This is a genomic window from Arthrobacter sp. B1805, assembly GCF_002929745.1.
GTDB lineage: Bacteria > Actinomycetota > Actinomycetes > Actinomycetales > Micrococcaceae > Arthrobacter_D.
Genome location: NZ_PJIQ01000003.1, coordinates 52,355 through 71,702, shown reverse-complemented (window position 1 = coordinate 71,702; position 19,348 = coordinate 52,355). Strand labels below are relative to the sequence as shown.

The window sequence follows — 19,348 nt, the reverse complement described above, 5'->3', positions numbered from 1 at the left end:
CATTGACACTGAAAGCCGGACATTCGAGTTGGTCCGACTGTCCGGAAATGAGCGCAAAACCACAGGCTCCTACTACACCCCACCGCGGCTTGTGTCTGCCCTGCTCGATACAACCCTAGACCCGCTGCTGAATGAGGCTGTCGACGGTGGAGTCGACGCCGCGGATCGTGAAGCACGTTTGTTGGCACTTACGGTATGCGACCCTGCCTCTGGATCCGGAGGTTTCCTGGTGGCGGCAGCCCGCCGCATCGCCCGACGTCTCGCTGAAGTGAGGGCCGGAGAGGACGAGCCTACTCCAGCGCAGATTCAGCATGCTCTTCACGACGTGGTCGAGCGTTGCATCTACGGTGTCGATATGAATGACCTGGCAGCAGAACTGGCGAAGGTCTCGCTATGGCTTGAAGCTATGGAACCAGGCAAACCGCTCGGGTTCCTTGATGCCCGAATCAAGATCGGCAATAGCCTGCTCGGAACCACGCCGGCACTGTTGTCGAATGGCGTACCCGACGAAGCCTTCGGCGTCATTGAGGGCGATGACAAAAAGGTTTCCGCAGAGGTCAAGAAGCGGAACAAAGTGGAGCGACGGGGACAGGAAGCGTTCAGCTTTGGTGCGCCCACGGCCAGCGTCGCGCAGCTGATTGACCGTCGCCAAAAACTCGTTCAGCCCGTGGCAAGCGTTGAGGATGCACGCTCACGCGCCAAGGCGTACGAGGCGTTTGACCACTCCAACGAGATGGAACAGAAACGCCTCCATGCCGACGCCTGGTGCGCTGCATTCGTCTGGCCGCTGAGGGCAGGTGAACCGGAACCGCCAACCTCATCGGTAGTGAGGCAGCTCGGTGACTCGGGCGAATCAGCGGGCTTCGCGGAGACGGTAACGAAAATCCGAAACCTGACCCGGGAGTACCGCTTCTTCCACTGGCACCTCGAATTTCCCGAAGTGTTTGGCGATCCCGACGCTGGAGAAAACGGGGCCGAGGGCTGGCCGGGCGGATTTTCCTGCGTGCTGGGCAACCCGCCCTGGGAACGGGTGAAGCTTCAGGAACAGGAATTCTTCGCAGCCCGGAACGAAGCAGTCGCGAAAGCTCCGAACGCGGCGGCGCGTACCCGCCTGATCAAACAGCTTGCCGAAAACGATCCGATTCTGCATCGAGAATTTCTCGCAGCCAAGCGCAATGCTGAAGGGCAAAGTGTCAGCATGCGCTTATCCGGCCGGTACCCGTTCAACGGTCGTGGCGATGTGAACACCTATGCGGTGTTTGCGGAGCTATTTCGAAACCTGACAGGTCCTCACGGTAGATCGGGCATCATCGTGCCAACCGGCATCGCTACGGACGCCACGACGCAGTACTTCTTCAAGGACCTGGTGGAAAGCAGCACTATCGCGGCGCTCTACGACTTCGAGAACGCCGCTCCAATCTTCGAAGGCGTTCACCGCAGCTTCAAATTCTCTCTGCTCACGATGGCCGGCCGGTTCTCGAAGTCTGAAGTGGCCTCTTTTGCCTTCTTCCTTCACGACCCGGCACACATTGATGGCACGAAGTTCGCACTCAGTCCTGACGAGATCAAACTGATCAACCCGAACACGGGTACGCTCCCAATCTTCCGAACGCGCCGGGACGCGGAGATCACTCTGAGCATCTACCGTCGGGTCCCGGTCCTGGTGGACGAGACTGATCGGTTTGGGGGGAATCCATGGGGTGTCTCATTTGGCGAAGTGATACATATGGCTAACGACAGCGCGAAATTCCTGGACCAACCTGGTGACATGACCGTGCCACTTTACGAATCGAAGATGGCGCATGCCTATAACCATCGGTGGCAATCAGTAAAAGGAAACAAACCGGACCCACTGGATAGAGGATCATTTGCAACGCCGCGGTACTGGGTTGCGGCTGACTTCGCTCGTGAAGCATTGACGAGGAGGGGCTGGACTCGGGATTGGGTTCTAGCTCTTCGTAAAATCGCGAGAGCTAGTGATGAACGTACCTTGATCCCTCTTGTGTTACCCATAAGCGGCGCAGCCAACAGTATGACGTGTATGTTCACGCGATCTGACATGTCTGACCTGTTGTCCCTAGTGGCCATTCTAAATTCGTTTGTAGCTGATTACGTGATGCGCCAGAAGTTAGGAGGAACAAACGTAAGCGCATACATCCTGAACCAGCTCGCCGTGCCCCGACCGGAGGCCTTTGCGGACAGCTTCCTCGATCCGCGCGACTATGTGCTGGAACTCATTTGGACAGCCGATGATATGAGCGATTTCGCAACCGATTGCGGCGACGAAGGGGAGCCGTTCCGGTGGGATAGTGATAGACGGGCGGCGTTGAGAGTCGAGTTGGACGCACACATGTTCCACCTCTACAAGCTTTCTCGTTCCGACGTCGACTACATCATGGATACATTCCCGATCGTGAAGCGCAAGGACGAAGCTGCATACGGCGAATATCGAACCAAGCGGCTGATCCTCGAGGCATACGACGCCATGCAGCTAGCCCTCGACACCGATGTTCCCTACACTTCCACACTGAACCCCCCACCGGGACAAGGTCCGCGACATCCTGCTCGGGAGGTGATCGTATGAGTAGCGAAGCGTGGACACAGTTCATGTCGTATGCAAGCCGCTTCGCTCGATCCGTCGACTTGGACAACGAAGAGTACTTCTACAAGCTCGCGCTGGCCGAACGTCTCAGCAGGACGAGACAGCTGTTCCTCGCAGATGAGGCTGGGTGGCCACAAGCCCTGGTGAAAGACGTCGGATCTTCTAATCTGATCGATCAGTGGTTCAAGATGCGTCTGACCGCTATGGCACGGACTAAACCGGACCTCCTGCGGTCAGCCATTGAGGTGCTATGGATTGGCGAACCCGATCCTGGAGCGATGAGCACCTTCGGAGATCGATTGCGATCCGCGGACGAAGAACGTATCCATTACGGCGCGATAACCATGTTTGCTTCCGTTCTACTTCTCGCTCGGGATCCGCTCATGTGTCCGCCCTACAAACCCCAAACTGCGAAGGACTTCCTCAAACTCGTCGGCTGGGCGGACCGCGGTATCAATGGGCCACCCTCGGAGCGTTACGCCGTCTTCCTTCAAAGCATGGATCAATTGCTGCATCTAGCGCCAGACTACGGGATCCAACTTCGGAGCCGTCTGGACGCCCAAGGTCTTATGTGGACGGTTCTCAACGTCGATCCTGACTCCACTTGGGACGCCGACGAAGCGAAGGCTTTTCGGGAATGGCGGGGAGATAAAGTGAAAGCGCAGGGCACGGAAAGGGATCTACTGCGAGGTAGTAGCAAGGCTCCTGAGGTTGAGACAGCGGCTTGGCTGATCCTAGGCGCGGGACTACGGGGTGAACCTTCCGCGCTGGACAACAGCACCACCACGTGGACCGCAGAGGCCGCCGCGGATCTAGGCAGCCGCAGTGCCCGGACAGACGTCGGTCCGGGAAGCTTCATGGCGAAGCTTGAGCGCCAGCTGGCGGGTGCTAGCCGTGCCACCGTGCTCCTGGCCGCTGAGCTCCTCTATCTGCAGGTGGTGCCACTGGCCAACGTCACCCCTGCGACCAAGATCGCCCGCATCGAGAAGGTTCTCTCGTGGGTGCCTGGTGAGCCGGTGAAGCTCACCCCTGAGCTCGAAGATGGGCTTGAAGCGACAGGCTCGTTCAACGGTGGCGTCGGCTTCAACATTCAGGTCGCTGACCACATCGCTTGGCTCACGCGTTTCATTCAACACGTCGTTGCTCAGCCCATGAGCCTCATTGAGGCCGCCCTCGCCGATCCATGGACTTTCATCAGGATGACCCAGTCCGTGGAGAGCGATTGGCCCACAATCCGCTACAGCATCGAGTACCTCGCATGGCCCGGATACCTCCAACCCGTCGTGAAGAAGGATCACCGTATCCGTATTCGCAACGCCTTCGCTCCAATCATTGGCGGACCAAGTGGCGGGTCAGAGACGGATATCGCGAAGGACCTTCACGCCATACAACAAGCGCAGCGAGGCGATTCTAGTGACTACGTGGAGTGGTACCTTGAGCCCTATCTCAGCGAATGGCAGACGCCCGGCGAGGATGTAGGACAGCGGGCATGGCTGGTGCGGCAGAGTCAGGCAGGGGTAGCGATGCTCGACACTTGGCTGACGAACGGCTTCGTGTCGACCCGCGCTCAGCACCTAGGATCGCCAGCGCCCGGCGCCAGCTTCGATGAGATCCAAGCCGCCGTAAACACGGGATACCAACACATCGACTACTCCGAACGCAAAGCTCGCGCGCACGAGTACTACCGCTTCCTCAGCCAGATGAAGGTGGACGATTTCGTCCTCACCCAGTTTGAGAACAGGCTTCATTTGGGTGTAGTGACCGGCGCAGCGGAATATGTCGATGACGAGACGTCGCGGCTGCGGCGGAGCGTGGCCTGGCGCAAGGCGCCGATCAGCAACGCTGATTTGACCGCGCCGTTACCGCGTCTGTTAGAGGAACAGGGCTCCGTAGTCGATCTCACCGACGGGCTATCTGCCATCAGCGACTGGTACTCCGAGGAAGATCCGACTGAACCAGGCACTGAGGAGGAGCCTGCCGCCAAGCCGCAACCCGCCGTCGTACCTCAACTTCGCCCGGCCTCGACCGAGTTGGCGGCAAAACTCCACGTCGATCTGGAGAGCCTGCAGGAGGTCGTTCGGCTCCTGCAGACGCGGCAGCAGATCGTGTTCTATGGACCGCCTGGAACGGGTAAGACCTACCTTGCCGGAAAGATCGCGCGCTACCTCGCTGGTGAAGAGCACGGTGACCACGTCAAGACCGTGCAATTTCATCCGTCGTACGCTTATGAGGACTTCTTCGAGGGTTATCGGCCGGCGCAGACGAACGGTGATTCGGTGGGATTCAGTCTGGAGCCCGGTCCGTTGCGCCGGATCGCCGCCGAGGCATCGCTGGACGGGAATCGGGATAAGCCGTATTTCCTAATCATCGATGAGATGAACCGGGGCAACCTGGCCAAGATCTTCGGTGAACTCTACTTTCTCCTTGAGTACCGAGACCAGGGAATTAACCTGCAATACAACCCTGAGAAGACGTTCGTGCTGCCGCCGAATTTGTTCATCATTGGCACGATGAACACGTCGGACCGCTCGATTGCCATGGTGGACGCAGCTATTCGCCGTCGGTTCGCTTTTGTGGAACTTCATCCGCAGGAGGGCATGATTTCCGGGATGCTTGAACGGTTCCTCGACGCCGATGGCAAGCCCCGGCTGAGAGCGGACCTTCTCAACGCCTTGAACAGGGAAATATCGCTGGAAGCTGGCAACCGGGACCTGATGATCGGCCCGTCCTACTTCATGAAATCCCATGCCGAGACTGACCAAGGGCTGGAAGAGATTTGGAAGTACGAACTTCTCCCATTGTTGGAGGAGCAGTACTACGGGCGGCTCAACCGGGACAAGGTTCGTGAGAAATTCGGCCTGCAAGCGATGCTCCGCAAGTCCGCGCCGGAAACCGGACCGGTAGATTTGGCGTTTGCCGCCGAACCGTCAGCGGAAGGCGGGAATCCGGAGCTTGACCGCAGGCCGGGAGAGGACCTCCAGGAGAAGGCCGGCGACCCAGCTTTCAGGCAACCGGGCGCACAATTCTAATGATCCGCACGATCGTCCTCGACGAGCTGCAATTCGCAGGTAATTTGGTCGATATTAGTTCCGAGGAAGCCGCGACGTTACGCGAGACGGGTCTTGTCGCCGTCGCGCCCGCTCACAACGACCGCATGCTTGTTACACCAGCCGGCAGAGTGGGCGCGGTGCAAGTCGGAGACCTTCTGGTGGAAGTGAAACCCAAGCAGAAGGTCGGGCTAAGCCGACTGCTGTTTCTGCTCGGATACGCGAAGAGTCCGGGTTTCCGACCGGATGACGTTCAGGGAGTCGAAGATACGGACTTGTTTGCCGCGCTCGGAGAGTCGGTGGCTCGGCAAGGCGAACGTGCACTGGAACGGGGGGCTCTGTGCGGGTATGTCCATGTGGAAGAGGCGTTGAGGACCGTTCGTGGACGGATACGTGTTGGTGATCAGATGACACGTCGGCCGGGGATGCTGTTGCCGCTTGAGGTTTCATTCGACGACTTCACGGCGGACATCCCGGAGAACCGCATCTTGAGGGCAGCTATTCGGTTGATGATGCAGGTCCCGAGGCTTTCGGAATCCATTCGATGGCGGCTGGCGCATCTCGACTCGAAACTCGATGGCGTGTCACTGTTGCGTTTTGGAGCGCCGCTACCGTCGTGGACCGAGTCTCGGATCAACGAGCGGTATGTGCCAGCACTGCGTCTTTCTGAGGTCATTTTGCGGAATATGTCTGCAGAAGCTGGAGCGGGGCGCTATTCGGTCGCTTCATTCGTCGTCAATATGGCTACTGTCTTCGAGGATTTCCTGACCACGGCGTTGCGAGAGGCCTTGGATCGATTCCCGGGGGAGACAGCGGGGCAGTACGAGGCGTTTATGGACGAGCTCGAGCCGCAACGTCCTCGCGACCGGGTGCAGATATACGTCGATATTGTGCACTCGGTAGCTGGCCGGCCGGCGCTCGTGTTCGATGCCAAGTACAAGGCGGCTTCGCCGTCGGGCGCGTACCCCAACGCGGACCACTACCAGATGCTCGCGTACTGTACCGCTCTCGAAGTATCGCGGGCCTGGCTCGTTTATGCCGGTCCTGGTGAACCCCTTGAACGGAGGATGCGAAACACCGGCGTTTCGGTTGTTGAGTTTCCCATAGATATTTCTCAGTCGCCGGAGACGCTACTGAAGCGTGTCGATGAGCTCGCTCGTGCGGCCCACGATGCTTGGCACACCGAGCGAGCCCTGGAGATTAGGCAAGAACTTTCAGCGTGAGGAGAAACAGTGGTTGACGAAGATTGTTCTCGCCGGATTGCTGAACTAGCATCTTTCATATTGCCGAGCGACGCATACGCCATATCTTCTGGTTTGGACGGGGATACGAGAACCTGGTCAGACAGCGCCGCTTATGAGCTCGGTAAAGCGATATGGGATGGGCAGCATAGTGACGACTTTGAGTTCCATTTTGCTGAAAGCTTGGCAGGGTGCAGCCGCGAAGTGTCGCTTCTCGCGGTGGAGTTGCTGGCATTGGCATTGTTACCTCTTAGCGGCGTTGCCGGAACTCAGCTCAAGCTTCTCCAGGACCTTACAGGCGCAGTGCCGGGCGATCCAATACTGATGCCGGATGAGCTTATTGCCGGCGTCGAAGGAACAGGATATCGCGCCTCAAGACCGGAAGATGACCTTGGCCAGCGGCTCTCATGGCTCGTTGAGTACGTGCAGGCGTACGGTAAGTGCCCCCAGTACGCGCGCGTCGTGGAGGAAGGCTACGACGAATACCTTGGCCACGAAGACCTGCATGAACGCTGTCCCTACGAATGGATCGCCGAGAGTCCATGGGTGAGTGCTGACTTTTCACTATCCCTGGAGGGGGAGGACTGCGGAATGCGATTCGACCTCGATCACATGCGCTGGCCGGATTACCTACCGCCACTCGATGTAAGGCAAGCCGGTGAGCAAATTTGTGCGAACACGCGGGCACTGCTCGGCGATGTGAGCGGCGACGATGCGGAGGGAATCCTGAAAGACCTCTACCTTACCAAACAGCTTGTAGGTTCCTGGGAGGAATTGCTTGAGTTCCGTCTGCAGGAATGGAGTCCGTTCTAAGCGTCGATGTACCGCTGGGCGGTCGGCTGGATGTTGAGGTGGAAGCAGGGTGGGGTCCCCGCCCCGCGCTGCCAGCTCATGGTGGCGCTATGGCCTGCGGATTGAGGGCCACCTCGGAGAGGTGGTCAAAGCGGCTTCCCAGCCTCGGTCAGTCCGTAGGGGCAGCCGAATGTTGATGCGCGGCGCGCGTGGACAACCTCGGGAAGTTCGAGGAAACGGCGGGATGTGGCGTAAGTCCGCTGTCTTGTGTTCACACCGGCGAGGAGAAGGCCCCAGTGATGACGCAGACGCCTAAGTACAAGCCTTAGTGTGACGACCATATTGAGCGTCATCGAAGCCGCGCGTCTCGATGTTTATACATTGAGGGAGAGGACAATCGGCAGGACTCGTCCGAGCTGAGAGTCCTAAACTGGAACGACTGAGGGAACACGGTAAGGCTTCCTTTGAAGATGCGCAGTGACGGACCGCATCGCAGACTGCGTCGTCGTGAGAATTGTTCATTTGTATGAGGGTGAGGAACAAGTTGGGCAACATCGAATTGTCGCTGGAACGATACACATCCTGATGAGCCGCTTCTGGGCATCGCGTAACTCCTCTTGGCGAGATGAAGAGGCTGTATGCCGATGCGGGCTCGCTTATTTTGGGTGTAGGAAATAGCGAGAAGGCTAAAAATTTATACAAAGGCTGATTGAGGAGCGCAATGATTTTACCCACTGTTACCTGGGGGCAGCTGAGAGCGACGTCAGGACGAATCGCTCATCGCGTTCAGTAATCAGCAGTACTACGACAACAAGCTGTCCTCCTTCCCGGCGCCGGTCCACGGACCGGCCAGTGCAGGCCCTGGAGGGTACGGCATCAACCTTGTCCGGGTGGATGGCCGTTTTCACCGATCAGGGGTGGGGAAACTCCTGCGGACCAACCCCGTTGAGGCCGTCGCGGTGGTCGAGGAGATCAAGCGCCGCTTCGACGCCTCGCCCGCCGTAGCGCCGTCTATCGGGGTCGTCACGTTCAAGCTGCAGCAGCGGGCCTACATCGAGGCGCTCCTTCGTGATTCGGAGGATTCGCGCATCGCTGACGCGCTCGACGTCGCCGATGGTCTGTTCGTGAAGAACCTCGAGAACGTGCAGGGCGACGAGCGGGACACCATCCTGTTCTCCACGGGGTTCAGCAAGAATGACCGTGGGTACCTCCCGCTGAACTTCGGTCCGCTGAACCGTAGCGGCGGGGAGCGTCGACTCAATGTCGCCGTCACCCGTGCCCGGCGCCAGGTGATCGTGTTCTCCAGTTTCGATCCGGCCGACCTCCGAGCGGAGGAGACGTCGTCTGTCGGGGTCAAGCACCTCCGAAGCTACCTGGAGATCGCGGCTCACGGGCCAAGTGCACTGCCGTTCGATGGACGCCGAAAGCCTGCAATCGACCGCCACCGAGAGCAGATCGCCACGGCGCTCCGTGAGCAGGGATTTGCTGTCACCACGGACGTCGGTCTGTCGGACTTCAAGGTGGACATCAGCGTCGCGACCGCGGACGAGCCGGAGCGGCCGCTGATGGCAGTGTTGCTGGATTCGCCAGCATGGGCTGCCCGTGCAACTGTGGGGGACCGGGACGGACTGCCTTCCGATGTCCTGTCACGGATGCTCCGCTGGCCGGCCGTGGAACGGGTCTGGCTCCCGGAATGGCTGGTCGGTTCCGCTGCGGTGATTGAGCGCCTTCGTGCCGCGATGGCGTCTGCACAGCAGGGCATCGCTGACGGGTCCGAAATTGCGTCCGAGGAGCCTGACGGTGATCCGGCTGCTCAGGGAACCGACGCCCAGTTGGGCGTACCCCAACAAGAAGGACCCACTGCTCCACTGTCCAATGTCCATCTGCCCGTTTCGGAGATTGAACAGGCGAGCGATCGCGTGAAGGACTTCGAACCGGTTCGCCCTGGGCAGGCGGTGGCAACGGACACCACCGCCGCAACGGGCACCACCAATGCCAGCATCTACCAGCCATGGATGCCTAGGGTGCTCGGCGGGATCGAGGTGCTCGATACCCTTTCGTCGTCGGCACGGTCGAGGGCGCTGGTTGCGGCTGTCCTGATGCAGATCATTGACGCGGAAGGCCCGATCCATACCGTTCGTCTGGCGAAACTGGCATGCGCCGCCTTCTCATTGAATAAAGTCAACACTCAGCGCGCCGCAGCGGTCATACGGTTGATCGATCAGGAGAGGAATCCCATTGATAGCGATTCCTTCGTGTGGTCTGTTAGGCTCTACTCCGACACATGGCGTGGTTATCGCGAAAACGGGCCCGAGGTCGACCGCAAGATCGACCATGTCAGCAAGGTGGAGATCGCGAATGCCATGGTGGCTGTCTGCCGTGAGGCGCACGGCATCGAGTTGGAGGACCTCAAGGGCAGAGCGATTCGGGTCTTCGGCGGCATGCGGGTTACCGCCGGCATAAACGAGCGGCTGAATGAGGCAGTGCGGGACGCACAGGAAAGCGGAAAGCTGCACGCCGATGACGCCGGTTTCATACATGCGTCGCGAATCGGGTGACTCTGAAGGAAAACTCTTCCTTTGCCTGGGAGTGAGGTTCTTATGCCTTTTTCGATCACGTACTTTGTTACTGCGGGACGCGGTGAGTGGGGCACCGCGTCAATGATCTGCGCTCCACGTTTCACCCTTACGCGGAAGCGTTTAAGAGAAGACGGATGGACGGGTTAGCCGAGTGTGAGGAGCTTCATCTGCGCAGCTTGAGTAGGGTCGAGCGGAGAATGATGCAAGCTGCCGCAGCGGAGCTACTAGCTGAACTGAAGTCCGTACCATCCAACCTGCGGCCGTACGTCGTGGCAGAGCGCCCCCGTCTAAGTGCCGGAGTCTGAGGACTAAAGGCCTCAACCGCGCCTACAACAGGTCAGGTCGGGTCGTGGATCCAGCTGCCTGAGGTTGCAACTGAGCTGTCATGGTGCAGGCCGAGGAGCAATTACAAAAAACGCTTTGCAAGTCACTGAGCGGATGCAACATGAGATGTCACCGGGTTGCAATAGCCTCTGCTTATGACAACCGTGAAAGAGAAAAAGGATCAAGCCCCGAGCTGTCCCATGTGCGGCCACACTGCCTGGCCCATCATGTATGGCATGGTTCCACCAAGTGTTTACGAAGCTCATCCTGAGACGGTCTTCGCGGGCTGTGTGATTACCGAAGAGCGGCGGACCGACCCATTCACTGGTGTGGCTGACTACGGCGTTCCCGAGTGGGAGTGCCAGAGTGATAGGTGCGGGCATCGGTGGTGGTAGAAAACCCGAATTTCTGCCAGCGCCCGGCCCCTGATGCCTGTTGACGGTAGACAAGAATTCTCCCTGCACCAACTATCGGAATGAGCCCTATGAACTACCCGGAGATCCTTGACGCAAAGCATATTGATGAGGCAGCGGAGCTCGTTAGACGGTACTACCGGCCTATTGAGGGCAACACAACCCCTCGCACGGGCACCCGCTTCGATGACTGGGCAGGAGGCGGTGACCACACCGAGGTCGCTAACCGGATCACCGCCGATGATTTGGTGGCTGTGTCCTTCCTGTCAGTGGAGATTAAGGGACGTGCAGCTATCGGTTTGCTTGAGAAGCACGCAGGCGAGGTCACTGATCTGCTTCGGCAGATTCCGGTCGACGTCGACCTGTGGGATGCAGACATCAAGGAGCTGAATGCGCCGGGTAATCCCGCTGACGAGCTGTGGCACCTCCTTCGTGGTAGGGAGTACGGGCGGTGGGGCATTGGTCCTACCAGGGCAAGCAAACTAATGGCCCGTAAGCGTCCACGGCTGATACCTATCTATGACTCAGTGGTCCGTCCGCTTATGGGACTGCAGCAATCCGGAGGACAGTGGTCTGCCTGGTATTCGGCGCTCACCGATGGTACGAATCTCCCGGGGCGCCTGGAAGTCATCCGTGAGCAGGCAAACGCCTCGGAGGACATGCCTCCGTTGAAGCACATCTCTATGCTGCGAGTGATGGACATCGTGCTGTGGATGCATGGCATCGAGCTTGGGCTCAAGCCTGACGGTGATGATGACATAGCGGACCCCGAGGAGTAGGGATGTCCTCTATCCTCGTGCGTCCGCTGGATGGCTCCTGGAGCGAGCCTCTGCAGGTCAGCTACGAGCGTGAGGCCGATCTGCAGCAGATTCTTGCCGACCATCCCGGTCTCATCCCGGGGGTAGGAGAGGACGCCGTTGCCTGTAAGGAGCTGCAGTCCGGTGCAGGCCCTGCCGACCTGATCGTTGTGGATCAGACGGGCAGCCTCACATTGGTCGAATGCAAGCTCGCCGCAAACCGCCAGGTGCGGCGCGAGATCATCGGGCAGATGTTCGACTACGCTTCGGCGTTCTGGCGGATGCCGCTGGCCGATTTCGAGCAGCGATGGCTTGCTCGGTCCGGCATAAGCCTCTCCAATAGCGTCGCCTCGGCGAATCCTGACTTCGCGGGCGCCGTCGCTGCCAACTTGGAAGAGGGGCGCTTCAATATCGTTCTCGCAGTGGACGCCATCAACGACGACCTTAAGCGCATTGTCGAGTACCTGAACGCGACGTCCGGACCGGCAACGTCGGTCATTGCCGTCGCCTACAAGCGGCTGCTGACCGAGCACACCGAGATCCTTATACCGACCACGTACGGGAAGGAACTCGCCGAGGCTAAGACTGCTGCGGCGGAGCGGACCCACGGGCGCTGGACCGAGGAGGAATGTCGTTCATGGATGCGGGACAACGACCCGGAGAACCTGTCCAGGTTCGATCTACTCCTCAAAGAGGCCCGGCACCGCAGTATTCCGTTCGTCGGTTCAGTGAAGCGGGAGAAGGGCGTGCCGGCCGGGTCCCTTCAGATCGTGTTGGACGATGTCGGCACAACCGGGCACGTCTACGTCTATCACTACACGGCAAGGTCAACGTCCATTGAACTCAGTTTTACGGCAGTACCGAAAGCGGCCGGATCGAATGCTTATCACCTTCGCATGGGCGCCTTCCTCAGACACCTCGAGGAGATTGAGGAGTTCCACCGCGCTGCTGCAATCCTGCGCGAGTCCGAATGGAAACGCCGCCCAAACGTACCGCTGTCCGAGCTGTCCTTCGATTCCGTGAGACGTCTCGTTGCGGTCGTCGCGGACGTCAGGCCCGAGTAGCCGGTGTGCCGGCGGCGGGGAGCCATTGCTCTGCGCTCCGCAGTGCCAGGTCAAGATTTCGGCCGCCAGCTGCCGTAATTTCGTCATCGTCACCGACGATGACGAGAAGACTTCTCGCTCGGGACAGCCCGACGTACAGCTGCTCGGCCGCCCGTTCCATATCGCGGAAGCCGTTGACGCACAGAATGATGACGGAGCGTTCAAGACCCTTGAACCCGAGGACGTGTCCGTAGAACTCGGCGTCGTCCTGATGGAACTCACGCCAGTAGTCGGCAATGGTGCCGTTGTCGAAGTGTTCCTGGTGCACGGGATGGCGGTGGCGCGTGGTGAGGAGCGCTATCTGATTTGTAGCCCAGCCCTCCTCGATGAGGGCATCGACGCAGTCCCCGGCCAGATCGAGGGCGTCCTCGTTTGAGCAGCGCACGCGGCGGACAGGCAGGCCGGTTGCACCTCTGGGTCTGAAGTGGGGGCCAGCGAAGCCCTTGAACGTCTCCGCAATCCTGCGGGTATTGCGGAGGTTGTCATCGATGTGAATCGGGACGAGATCGGCATGCGCAGCGCTTCCCTCTTCAAGCGTGTGAGTCTTCCAGCGCCGGTACACGTCCTGCTGGTCATCCATGAAGGCGTAGATCTCGCCCGCCTCCGGGTTCTTCAGGCACATCTTCAGAGCCTGCCACCACAGCGGGGCGAAGTCCTGCGCTTCGTCCACGACGACGGCGTCGAGCTTGTCTGTTGGCGGCAGAGACTCTGCAAGAGCCAGGAGCTCCTGAGGAAGTTGTTCGTCGAAGTACTCCTGTCCTTCTCCATCCCGCAAGCCGAGTGTGAGGGCATATTCGTGGAATTCGCCCGTGAAGACCGGCGCTGCTTGGCGCCAGCCATGCACTTGGTTTCGGAGGTGCTGGCTGAGCCCCTTGTTGTAGCAGAAAAGACCTACCCGTTTGCCTTCCTTTGCCAGCCGCTTTGCCTTCTCGATGGCCAGCCAGGTCTTACCGCTTCCGGCGCCGCCCACGTAGCGCACGCGAGGCAGTGAGCGCGTGGCGGCGAGGAGGATCGCCTGGCGTTCAGTCAGGTGGTCTTGGTTGTCCTCAGCTTCGCGAGCTGAATAGGACAGGTCAACTACTGATTCGAGTTGCCCTAGCTTTGGCAGCATGCGCTCCATGAAGGAGGTGGCCAGCGGATTGGTACCACCACCCTCGCGCTCAATGGCTTCACGAATACGGACGGCGGGGGAGACGAGGTCATCCGCGTCGAGAATCAGGGTGCGCGTGCATCCGGCCATTTCCCATTGTTGTGCGACCTTTGTATAGGGGAAGCACGCCATGTACGCGAACCTGCTGGAAATGCGGCTACCCAGCTGCTTCTCCATCCAGGTACGGAATGCGTGCACCGAACTCTGGGACTGGACGACAGGGCTCTGAATCTTGTGCCGTCCTCCCGCGCCGCCCGACTGGTACCACTGGCCGCCGTCGACGGACACGAGGCCACCCTTGACCTCGATGGCAGCGAGGCCGACGCCGGGCCAGAACACCAGCAGGTCGATTTCGCACTCCGCGCGGCCGTCGCGCACCTGCACGGAGTGGGCGACGACGGCGTCGTCGGGCAGGTCCAAGCGTAGCTTTTCCCAGATGACCTTTTCGGCAGACTGCGCCTCTGTGAAATCAGGCTCGGCCGGAATCGAACGCATAGTTCCCCCTAAGTGATAGCAGCACAGTATCTCGTTAACAGCTGTCTACTATGGAAGCCCGTGGCGCTCTCTCGAACCCTGGAAAGCATCACGTGAGTACTGACCAGGCGGCGTGCCGGAATATGTCGCCCCGCGGACCTACTCTGAGAAGGTGAACGAAACCGATGGGGGAGTAGCCGGGCAGATGCTGTCCGAGGGTCTCTATGAAACACTTGTTACCCGTGTACTCGCAGAGCGCCTAGCGGGTGTAGCCGAACTCGAGGCAACAGTTCAACCACTAGGCGAGAGCGACGCTCTTGCCGCCATTTCGAGGCACCTCGCCAGAGTGATGAGTGAAGCGTTGCTCAAGGCCGAGCCCGAGCGGCGGCTCGCCCTAGCAAACCAACTCCTAGTGGCACTGTCAGCAGACGAGGCGGTCGATGAGGGGCCGTCGCAGCTCCTGGCGCTTCACAAGCCCGAGTCGGTCAAGCGGCGCGATCTGCGGCGGCCAGCGACGGCGCTCTCCGACTCAGCGCTCCTGACGAACGGCAGAGATGAGCCGAACTTGGCGGCGGAGCTGCGGGCTGAGATGGAGTCCGCCAACACCGTCGACCTTCTCTGTGCCTTTGTTCGATGGACCGGGCTCAGGCTTCTCCACCCGGCTCTCGAGCGATTGACCGAGCGTGGGGTAAAGCTTCGCGTCATAACGACCACCTATATGGGCGCTACTGAACGCCGAGCAATTGACGAGTTGGTGAATCGATACGGCGCCGAGGTCAAGATCAGCTACGAATCGCAAGCGACGCGGTTGCACGCAAAGGCATGGATGTTCCGTCGCAACACTGGCTTCGACACGGCCTACGTGGGCAGCTCGAATCTGAGCAAGGCAGCTCTGGTGGACGGGCTGGAATGGAACGTGCGCCTCAGTTCCGTCGCCACGCCAGACCTCCTCAAGAAGTTCGAGGTGACCTTCGATAGCTACTGGGCACAGCGGGCCTTCCAGTCCTACGACCCTGAGCGGGACGGCGACAAACTTGATGCGGCGCTCGATCGCAACGGTGGTCGCCGCACCGGCGCACCGAAGACCGCAACTGGACTTGAGTTAGAGCCGTACCTGCATCAGATCGAGATGCTCGAGGATCTCGAGTCTGAACGACTTAAGGGCCACTCGCGGAACCTCATGGTCGCGGCAACCGGCACCGGCAAGACCGTAATTGCCGCTCTTGATTATCAGCGTCTCTGCCAAGCAGCGGGTCGGCGCCTCAAGCTGCTCTTCGTGGCGCACCGGCAGGAGATTCTAAAGCAAGCGCTGAGTACATATCGCACCGTGATGCAGGACGGCGCGTTTGGCGAGCTCTACGTGGGAGACAACAAGCCAACACAGTGGAACCACGTCTTCGCATCGGTGCAATCGCTCGCTTCGCGCGGGATCGAAACGCTGGAATCAGATTCCTTCGACGTCGTCGTTATTGACGAATTCCACCATGCCATGGCGCCAAGCTATCGCCGTCTCATCGACCATCTTCGCCCTCAGCAGTTGCTCGGTCTGACGGCCACTCCCGAACGGGGCGACGGCGTGGACGTGGCCCAACAGTTTTTCGATGGTCGGACTGCGAGCGAGCTTCGCCTCTGGGATGCATTGGACGCTGACCTTTTGGTGCCGTTTCACTACTTCGGAGTGTCGGACGACGTCGACCTCAGCCAGCTGGAATGGAAGCGCGGCAACTACGACGTTGCACAGCTGGACCGCCTCTATACGGGTAACGACGCCCGCGCAGCGAAGGTGATTCGGGAATTGCGAGACAAAGTCACCAATACCGACGACATGCGCGCGCTCGGGTTCTGCGTATCAGTTCAGCACGCGCACTACATGGCAGAGGTCTTCAACCGGGCGGGCATCCGCTCGCTTGCCATTGATGGGGGTACCGACGACGCTGCGCGAGCGCGCGCCCTCGCGCAGCTGCGAGACTCCACTATCAACTGTCTCTTCACGGTCGATCTCTTCAACGAGGGCCTTGACCTACCGCAGGTAGACACAGTGCTCCTCCTGCGTCCCACCCAGAGCTCCACGGTCTTCCTCCAGCAACTCGGCCGTGGACTCAGGAGAGCCGAAGGGAAGTCTGTACTCACCGTATTGGACTTCATCGGTCAACAACGTCGTGAGTTTCGGTTCGACCTCCGGTACCGAGCCCTCACCGGTTACGGGCGGAAGCAACTTGAGGGAGCTGTGGAAGACGACTTCCCATACCTTCCGTCGGGATCACAGATCATCCTCGATCGTGTTGCTCAGAAGGTCGTCCTCGACAACATCAGGTCTCAGCTGCGGTTCAATCGTCAGCAACTCGTGCAGGACATCGCCTCCTACGGCGAGACGAACTTGGCTGCGTATCTCGAGAAGTCCGGCAATGACCTTAAGCAACTGTATCGGAACACCAAGGACTCCTGGACCGGCTACCTACGCCAGGCCGGCTTGATCGGCTCCCTCGTGGAAGCCGGCGTAGGGCAGCAGATCCTCGCACTGTCCACTCCGGACGAGCAAAAGCTTCTCGGTCGAATGGTGCGCTTCCTGCACGTCGATGATCCCGAGCGCGGAGACGCGTATGCGAAGCTCGTTGATCCGTCGTGCCCGCCCTACACCGAGCTCGGTCCGCGCGAGCAGACCTTCGCGCGAATGCTGTTCTACACTCTGTGGAACGACGGCGGAGGATTCACCACGTACGACGCGGGGCTTAGCTACCTTCGCCAATACCGCTTCGTGTGCAGCGAAATTCAGCAGTTGATTGAGCTTGGGGTGGCGACGTCGCGGTACGCGGGCAAAGGCCTCGGCTTGGGGTTGCAGCATATTCCACTTCTGTCACATGCGACCTACCGCCGAGAGGAAATACTCGCCGCACTAAGCTACGGTTCCCTCGAGGCGGGAAAGAACGTGCAGCACCGCGAGGGCGTTGCCTGGTGTCCTCAAACCTCCACGGACGCCTTTTTCGTCACGCTCAATAAGGATGACAAGAATCATTCAGCATCGACGATGTACAAGGACTACGCAATCAGTCCGGAGCTGTTCCACTGGGAATCTCAGAACGCGACGTCGCCCTCAAGCCCGACTGGACGACGGTACCTCGACCGGAAAGGGCATGGGTCTCATGTTCTGATCTTCACGCGGCCCACCGCGGAGGACGAGACTGGCCTCGCGGTGCCGTATACCTGCCTCGGCGCGGTGGACTATGTTCAGCACTTGGGAGAGAAGCCGATCGCGATCACTTGGAAGCTGCACCGCCCCATGCCGGCAGACGTATTTGCGGAGGCGGCTGCAGTGGCGCAGTGATGGCAGTAATGGCAGTCCGGCTGTCTGAGCTTACGATTACAGATGCTGTAGAAGACATTAGACTCCCGGTCGGTGTCGGGGCTTTGTCACCGAAGCCGCTGTGTGCTTGCTGGGCCCGACTATTGTTGTGCATTCCTTGCGGACCCTTCCTCTTCAGCAACTCGCGAAGATGCTCAAACTGTCAGCACGCGGCGGGTTCGCCGTTTGGCAGATTCGAACCGGCGATTCGCCACGCCTCGCCGTTCCAAACCATCGAGTACCGAATCCTCCAGTCCGAACAGGTCTGACCTAACCTGCCGTGTTCCGAGTCCTGCTCGGTCAACAAGCGCACATCAGCTGTAAGGGAGTCTCCCGATCCCTCGACCGCAGTTACCTCGAGTCCACGCCAGAAGGACGAGCCGAGCTGATCACTCCAGGCCTCGAGGCCGCCAAAAGAGCGCTGCAGCTCCGGGGTGAACTGGTCGAACGCAGCTTGGTAGGCGCCGAAATTTATCCCCTGACCATGGAGGAGTAGCGCCTGACCGATGTTCTGAGCCTGGTCGTGGTTCGACCGAACGCTCAAGGGGAAGAATCCGTCCTCCGGTGCTGGCGCGTTGCCACAGTCGACCGGTTCAAGGGGGGCTGGCCGCTCCTGCCATTCTTCGGCCGCAGCCTCAGCCCTGAACCCTGACACCGCATAGGCGATTCCTTCAGCACGAGCGTCACCATCCCGTCTGATAGCGCTGACAATGCCTGCCACTTGACCGTCCTGAGTGAGAAGGGGGCCACCACTATTTCCCGAATTAATCGCCGCATCCGTCTGGATGATGTTCTCAATCGGGCCGTCACCGAAGTCGATCTCGCGGTTCAGTCCGCTGATCGATCCTCGAGTGAACCCTAAGGGCTCGCCCAGCGGGTAGCCCAGTGCTGCCACTTCCGTTCCAAGCGGCGGATCCGCGGGCAGGAACGTGAATTGGTGCCCGTCCAGGGATCTGCTTGTTTGAACGAGAGCGAGATCTGCAAGTTCGTTGATGCCTAGCACGGACCCCGCGACAGTGCCTTCTGGTAGGGATATTTGAACCGCTGAGGCGTCCGCCACGACATGCGCTGCAGTGACGACGAGATCTGGGCGGATGAGGAAGCCCGAGCCGGTTCCACTGCTGTCACACCTCGTGACACTGAATTGCACGACACCGGATTCCACCTCCGCAACAGTCTCCGGCCAGGTTCCCGATGTCGAGGTCTGGGTCGGAGCGGACGTAGGGTCGACCGTCTGCTGAGGCGTTTCAGGAGGATCAGACGTGGGAGGAGATTCGGGTGGCGGATCTGTTGTTGGGTCAGCGAGAGACGGCGGAGTGGTCGTTGAAGGTTCTTCAGCGGGCCCTGTGGTCGCGCTACCGCTCGTCGGACCGGGATTCACCACGACGCATCCGGTTAGGGTGAGCGCAAGAACTACACATGTGCTCAGTAGTAATGGCTTCGTACGAGCGCTTGTGTCCGTCATCGTGCGCCTCCTGACTACGCG

10 protein-coding genes and 1 pseudogene are annotated in these 19,348 nt (G+C 59.7%); 9 read left to right on the top strand and 2 right to left on the bottom strand.

What is annotated here, in order from left to right; translation table 11 throughout:
* The first annotated feature begins 28 nt into the window (after positions 1-28).
* The 8 genes and pseudogenes from CXQ96_RS04460 to CXQ96_RS04430 all read left to right on the top strand — a co-directional run bounded on the left by CXQ96_RS04460 (position 29) and on the right by CXQ96_RS04430 (position 12,859).
* On the top strand, positions 29-2,584 hold the full coding sequence (locus CXQ96_RS04460) for a DNA methyltransferase (RefSeq protein ID WP_219816087.1): 2,556 nt from the start codon (positions 29-31) through the stop codon (positions 2,582-2,584).
* On the top strand, positions 2,581-5,631 hold the full coding sequence (locus CXQ96_RS04455) for an McrB family protein (RefSeq protein WP_219816086.1): 3,051 nt from the start codon (positions 2,581-2,583) through the stop codon (positions 5,629-5,631). The genes CXQ96_RS04460 and CXQ96_RS04455 overlap by 4 nt, the downstream gene beginning before the upstream one ends.
* Entirely contained in the window at positions 5,631-6,872 is a 1,242-nt protein-coding gene (locus CXQ96_RS04450) for an McrC family protein (protein ID WP_104116841.1), read from the top strand. Before CXQ96_RS04455 ends, CXQ96_RS04450 begins: the two co-directional genes overlap by 1 nt.
* A gap of 9 nt (positions 6,873-6,881) precedes the next feature.
* A complete protein-coding gene (locus CXQ96_RS04445) occupies positions 6,882-7,703 on the top strand; it encodes a hypothetical protein (RefSeq protein WP_104116840.1) in 822 nt (273 codons plus the stop codon).
* A 752-nt stretch (positions 7,704-8,455) separates the two neighbouring features.
* Positions 8,456-8,974: pseudogene (locus CXQ96_RS18770) on the top strand (DEAD/DEAH box helicase); the annotation flags it as partial.
* Positions 8,972-10,240, top strand: coding sequence for a hypothetical protein (locus tag CXQ96_RS18590; RefSeq protein ID WP_308662539.1), 1,269 nt, complete (start codon positions 8,972-8,974; stop codon positions 10,238-10,240). The pseudogene CXQ96_RS18770 and the gene CXQ96_RS18590, both read left to right, overlap by 3 nt.
* Before the next feature lie 829 nt (positions 10,241-11,069).
* Positions 11,070-11,777, top strand: a complete 708-nt coding sequence (locus tag CXQ96_RS04435) for a DUF6308 family protein (RefSeq protein ID WP_104116838.1) — start codon at positions 11,070-11,072, stop codon at positions 11,775-11,777.
* Between the two features lie 2 nt (positions 11,778-11,779).
* Positions 11,780-12,859, top strand: coding sequence for a hypothetical protein (locus tag CXQ96_RS04430; RefSeq protein WP_104116837.1), 1,080 nt, complete (start codon positions 11,780-11,782; stop codon positions 12,857-12,859).
* Here CXQ96_RS04430 and CXQ96_RS04425 read toward each other — a convergent pair.
* Positions 12,846-14,543: a nuclease-related domain-containing DEAD/DEAH box helicase gene (locus CXQ96_RS04425; RefSeq protein WP_104116836.1), complete on the bottom strand. Its 1,698-nt coding sequence runs from the start codon at positions 14,541-14,543 to the stop codon at positions 12,846-12,848. The two genes, CXQ96_RS04430 and CXQ96_RS04425, sit on opposite strands and share 14 nt — an antisense overlap.
* 184 nt (positions 14,544-14,727) lie before the next feature.
* Between CXQ96_RS04425 and CXQ96_RS04420 the strand changes: the two genes are divergently transcribed.
* A complete protein-coding gene (locus tag CXQ96_RS04420) occupies positions 14,728-17,844 on the top strand; it encodes a DUF3427 domain-containing protein (RefSeq protein WP_104117034.1) in 3,117 nt (1,038 codons plus the stop codon).
* A gap of 181 nt (positions 17,845-18,025) precedes the next feature.
* Here CXQ96_RS04420 and CXQ96_RS04415 read toward each other — a convergent pair whose 3' ends face one another.
* The gene (locus CXQ96_RS04415; RefSeq protein WP_258058858.1) at positions 18,026-19,027 is read right to left on the bottom strand and encodes a S1C family serine protease; all 1,002 of its coding nucleotides are present in this window, start codon (positions 19,025-19,027) and stop codon (positions 18,026-18,028) included.
* Positions 19,028-19,348: the final 321 nt, after the last annotated feature.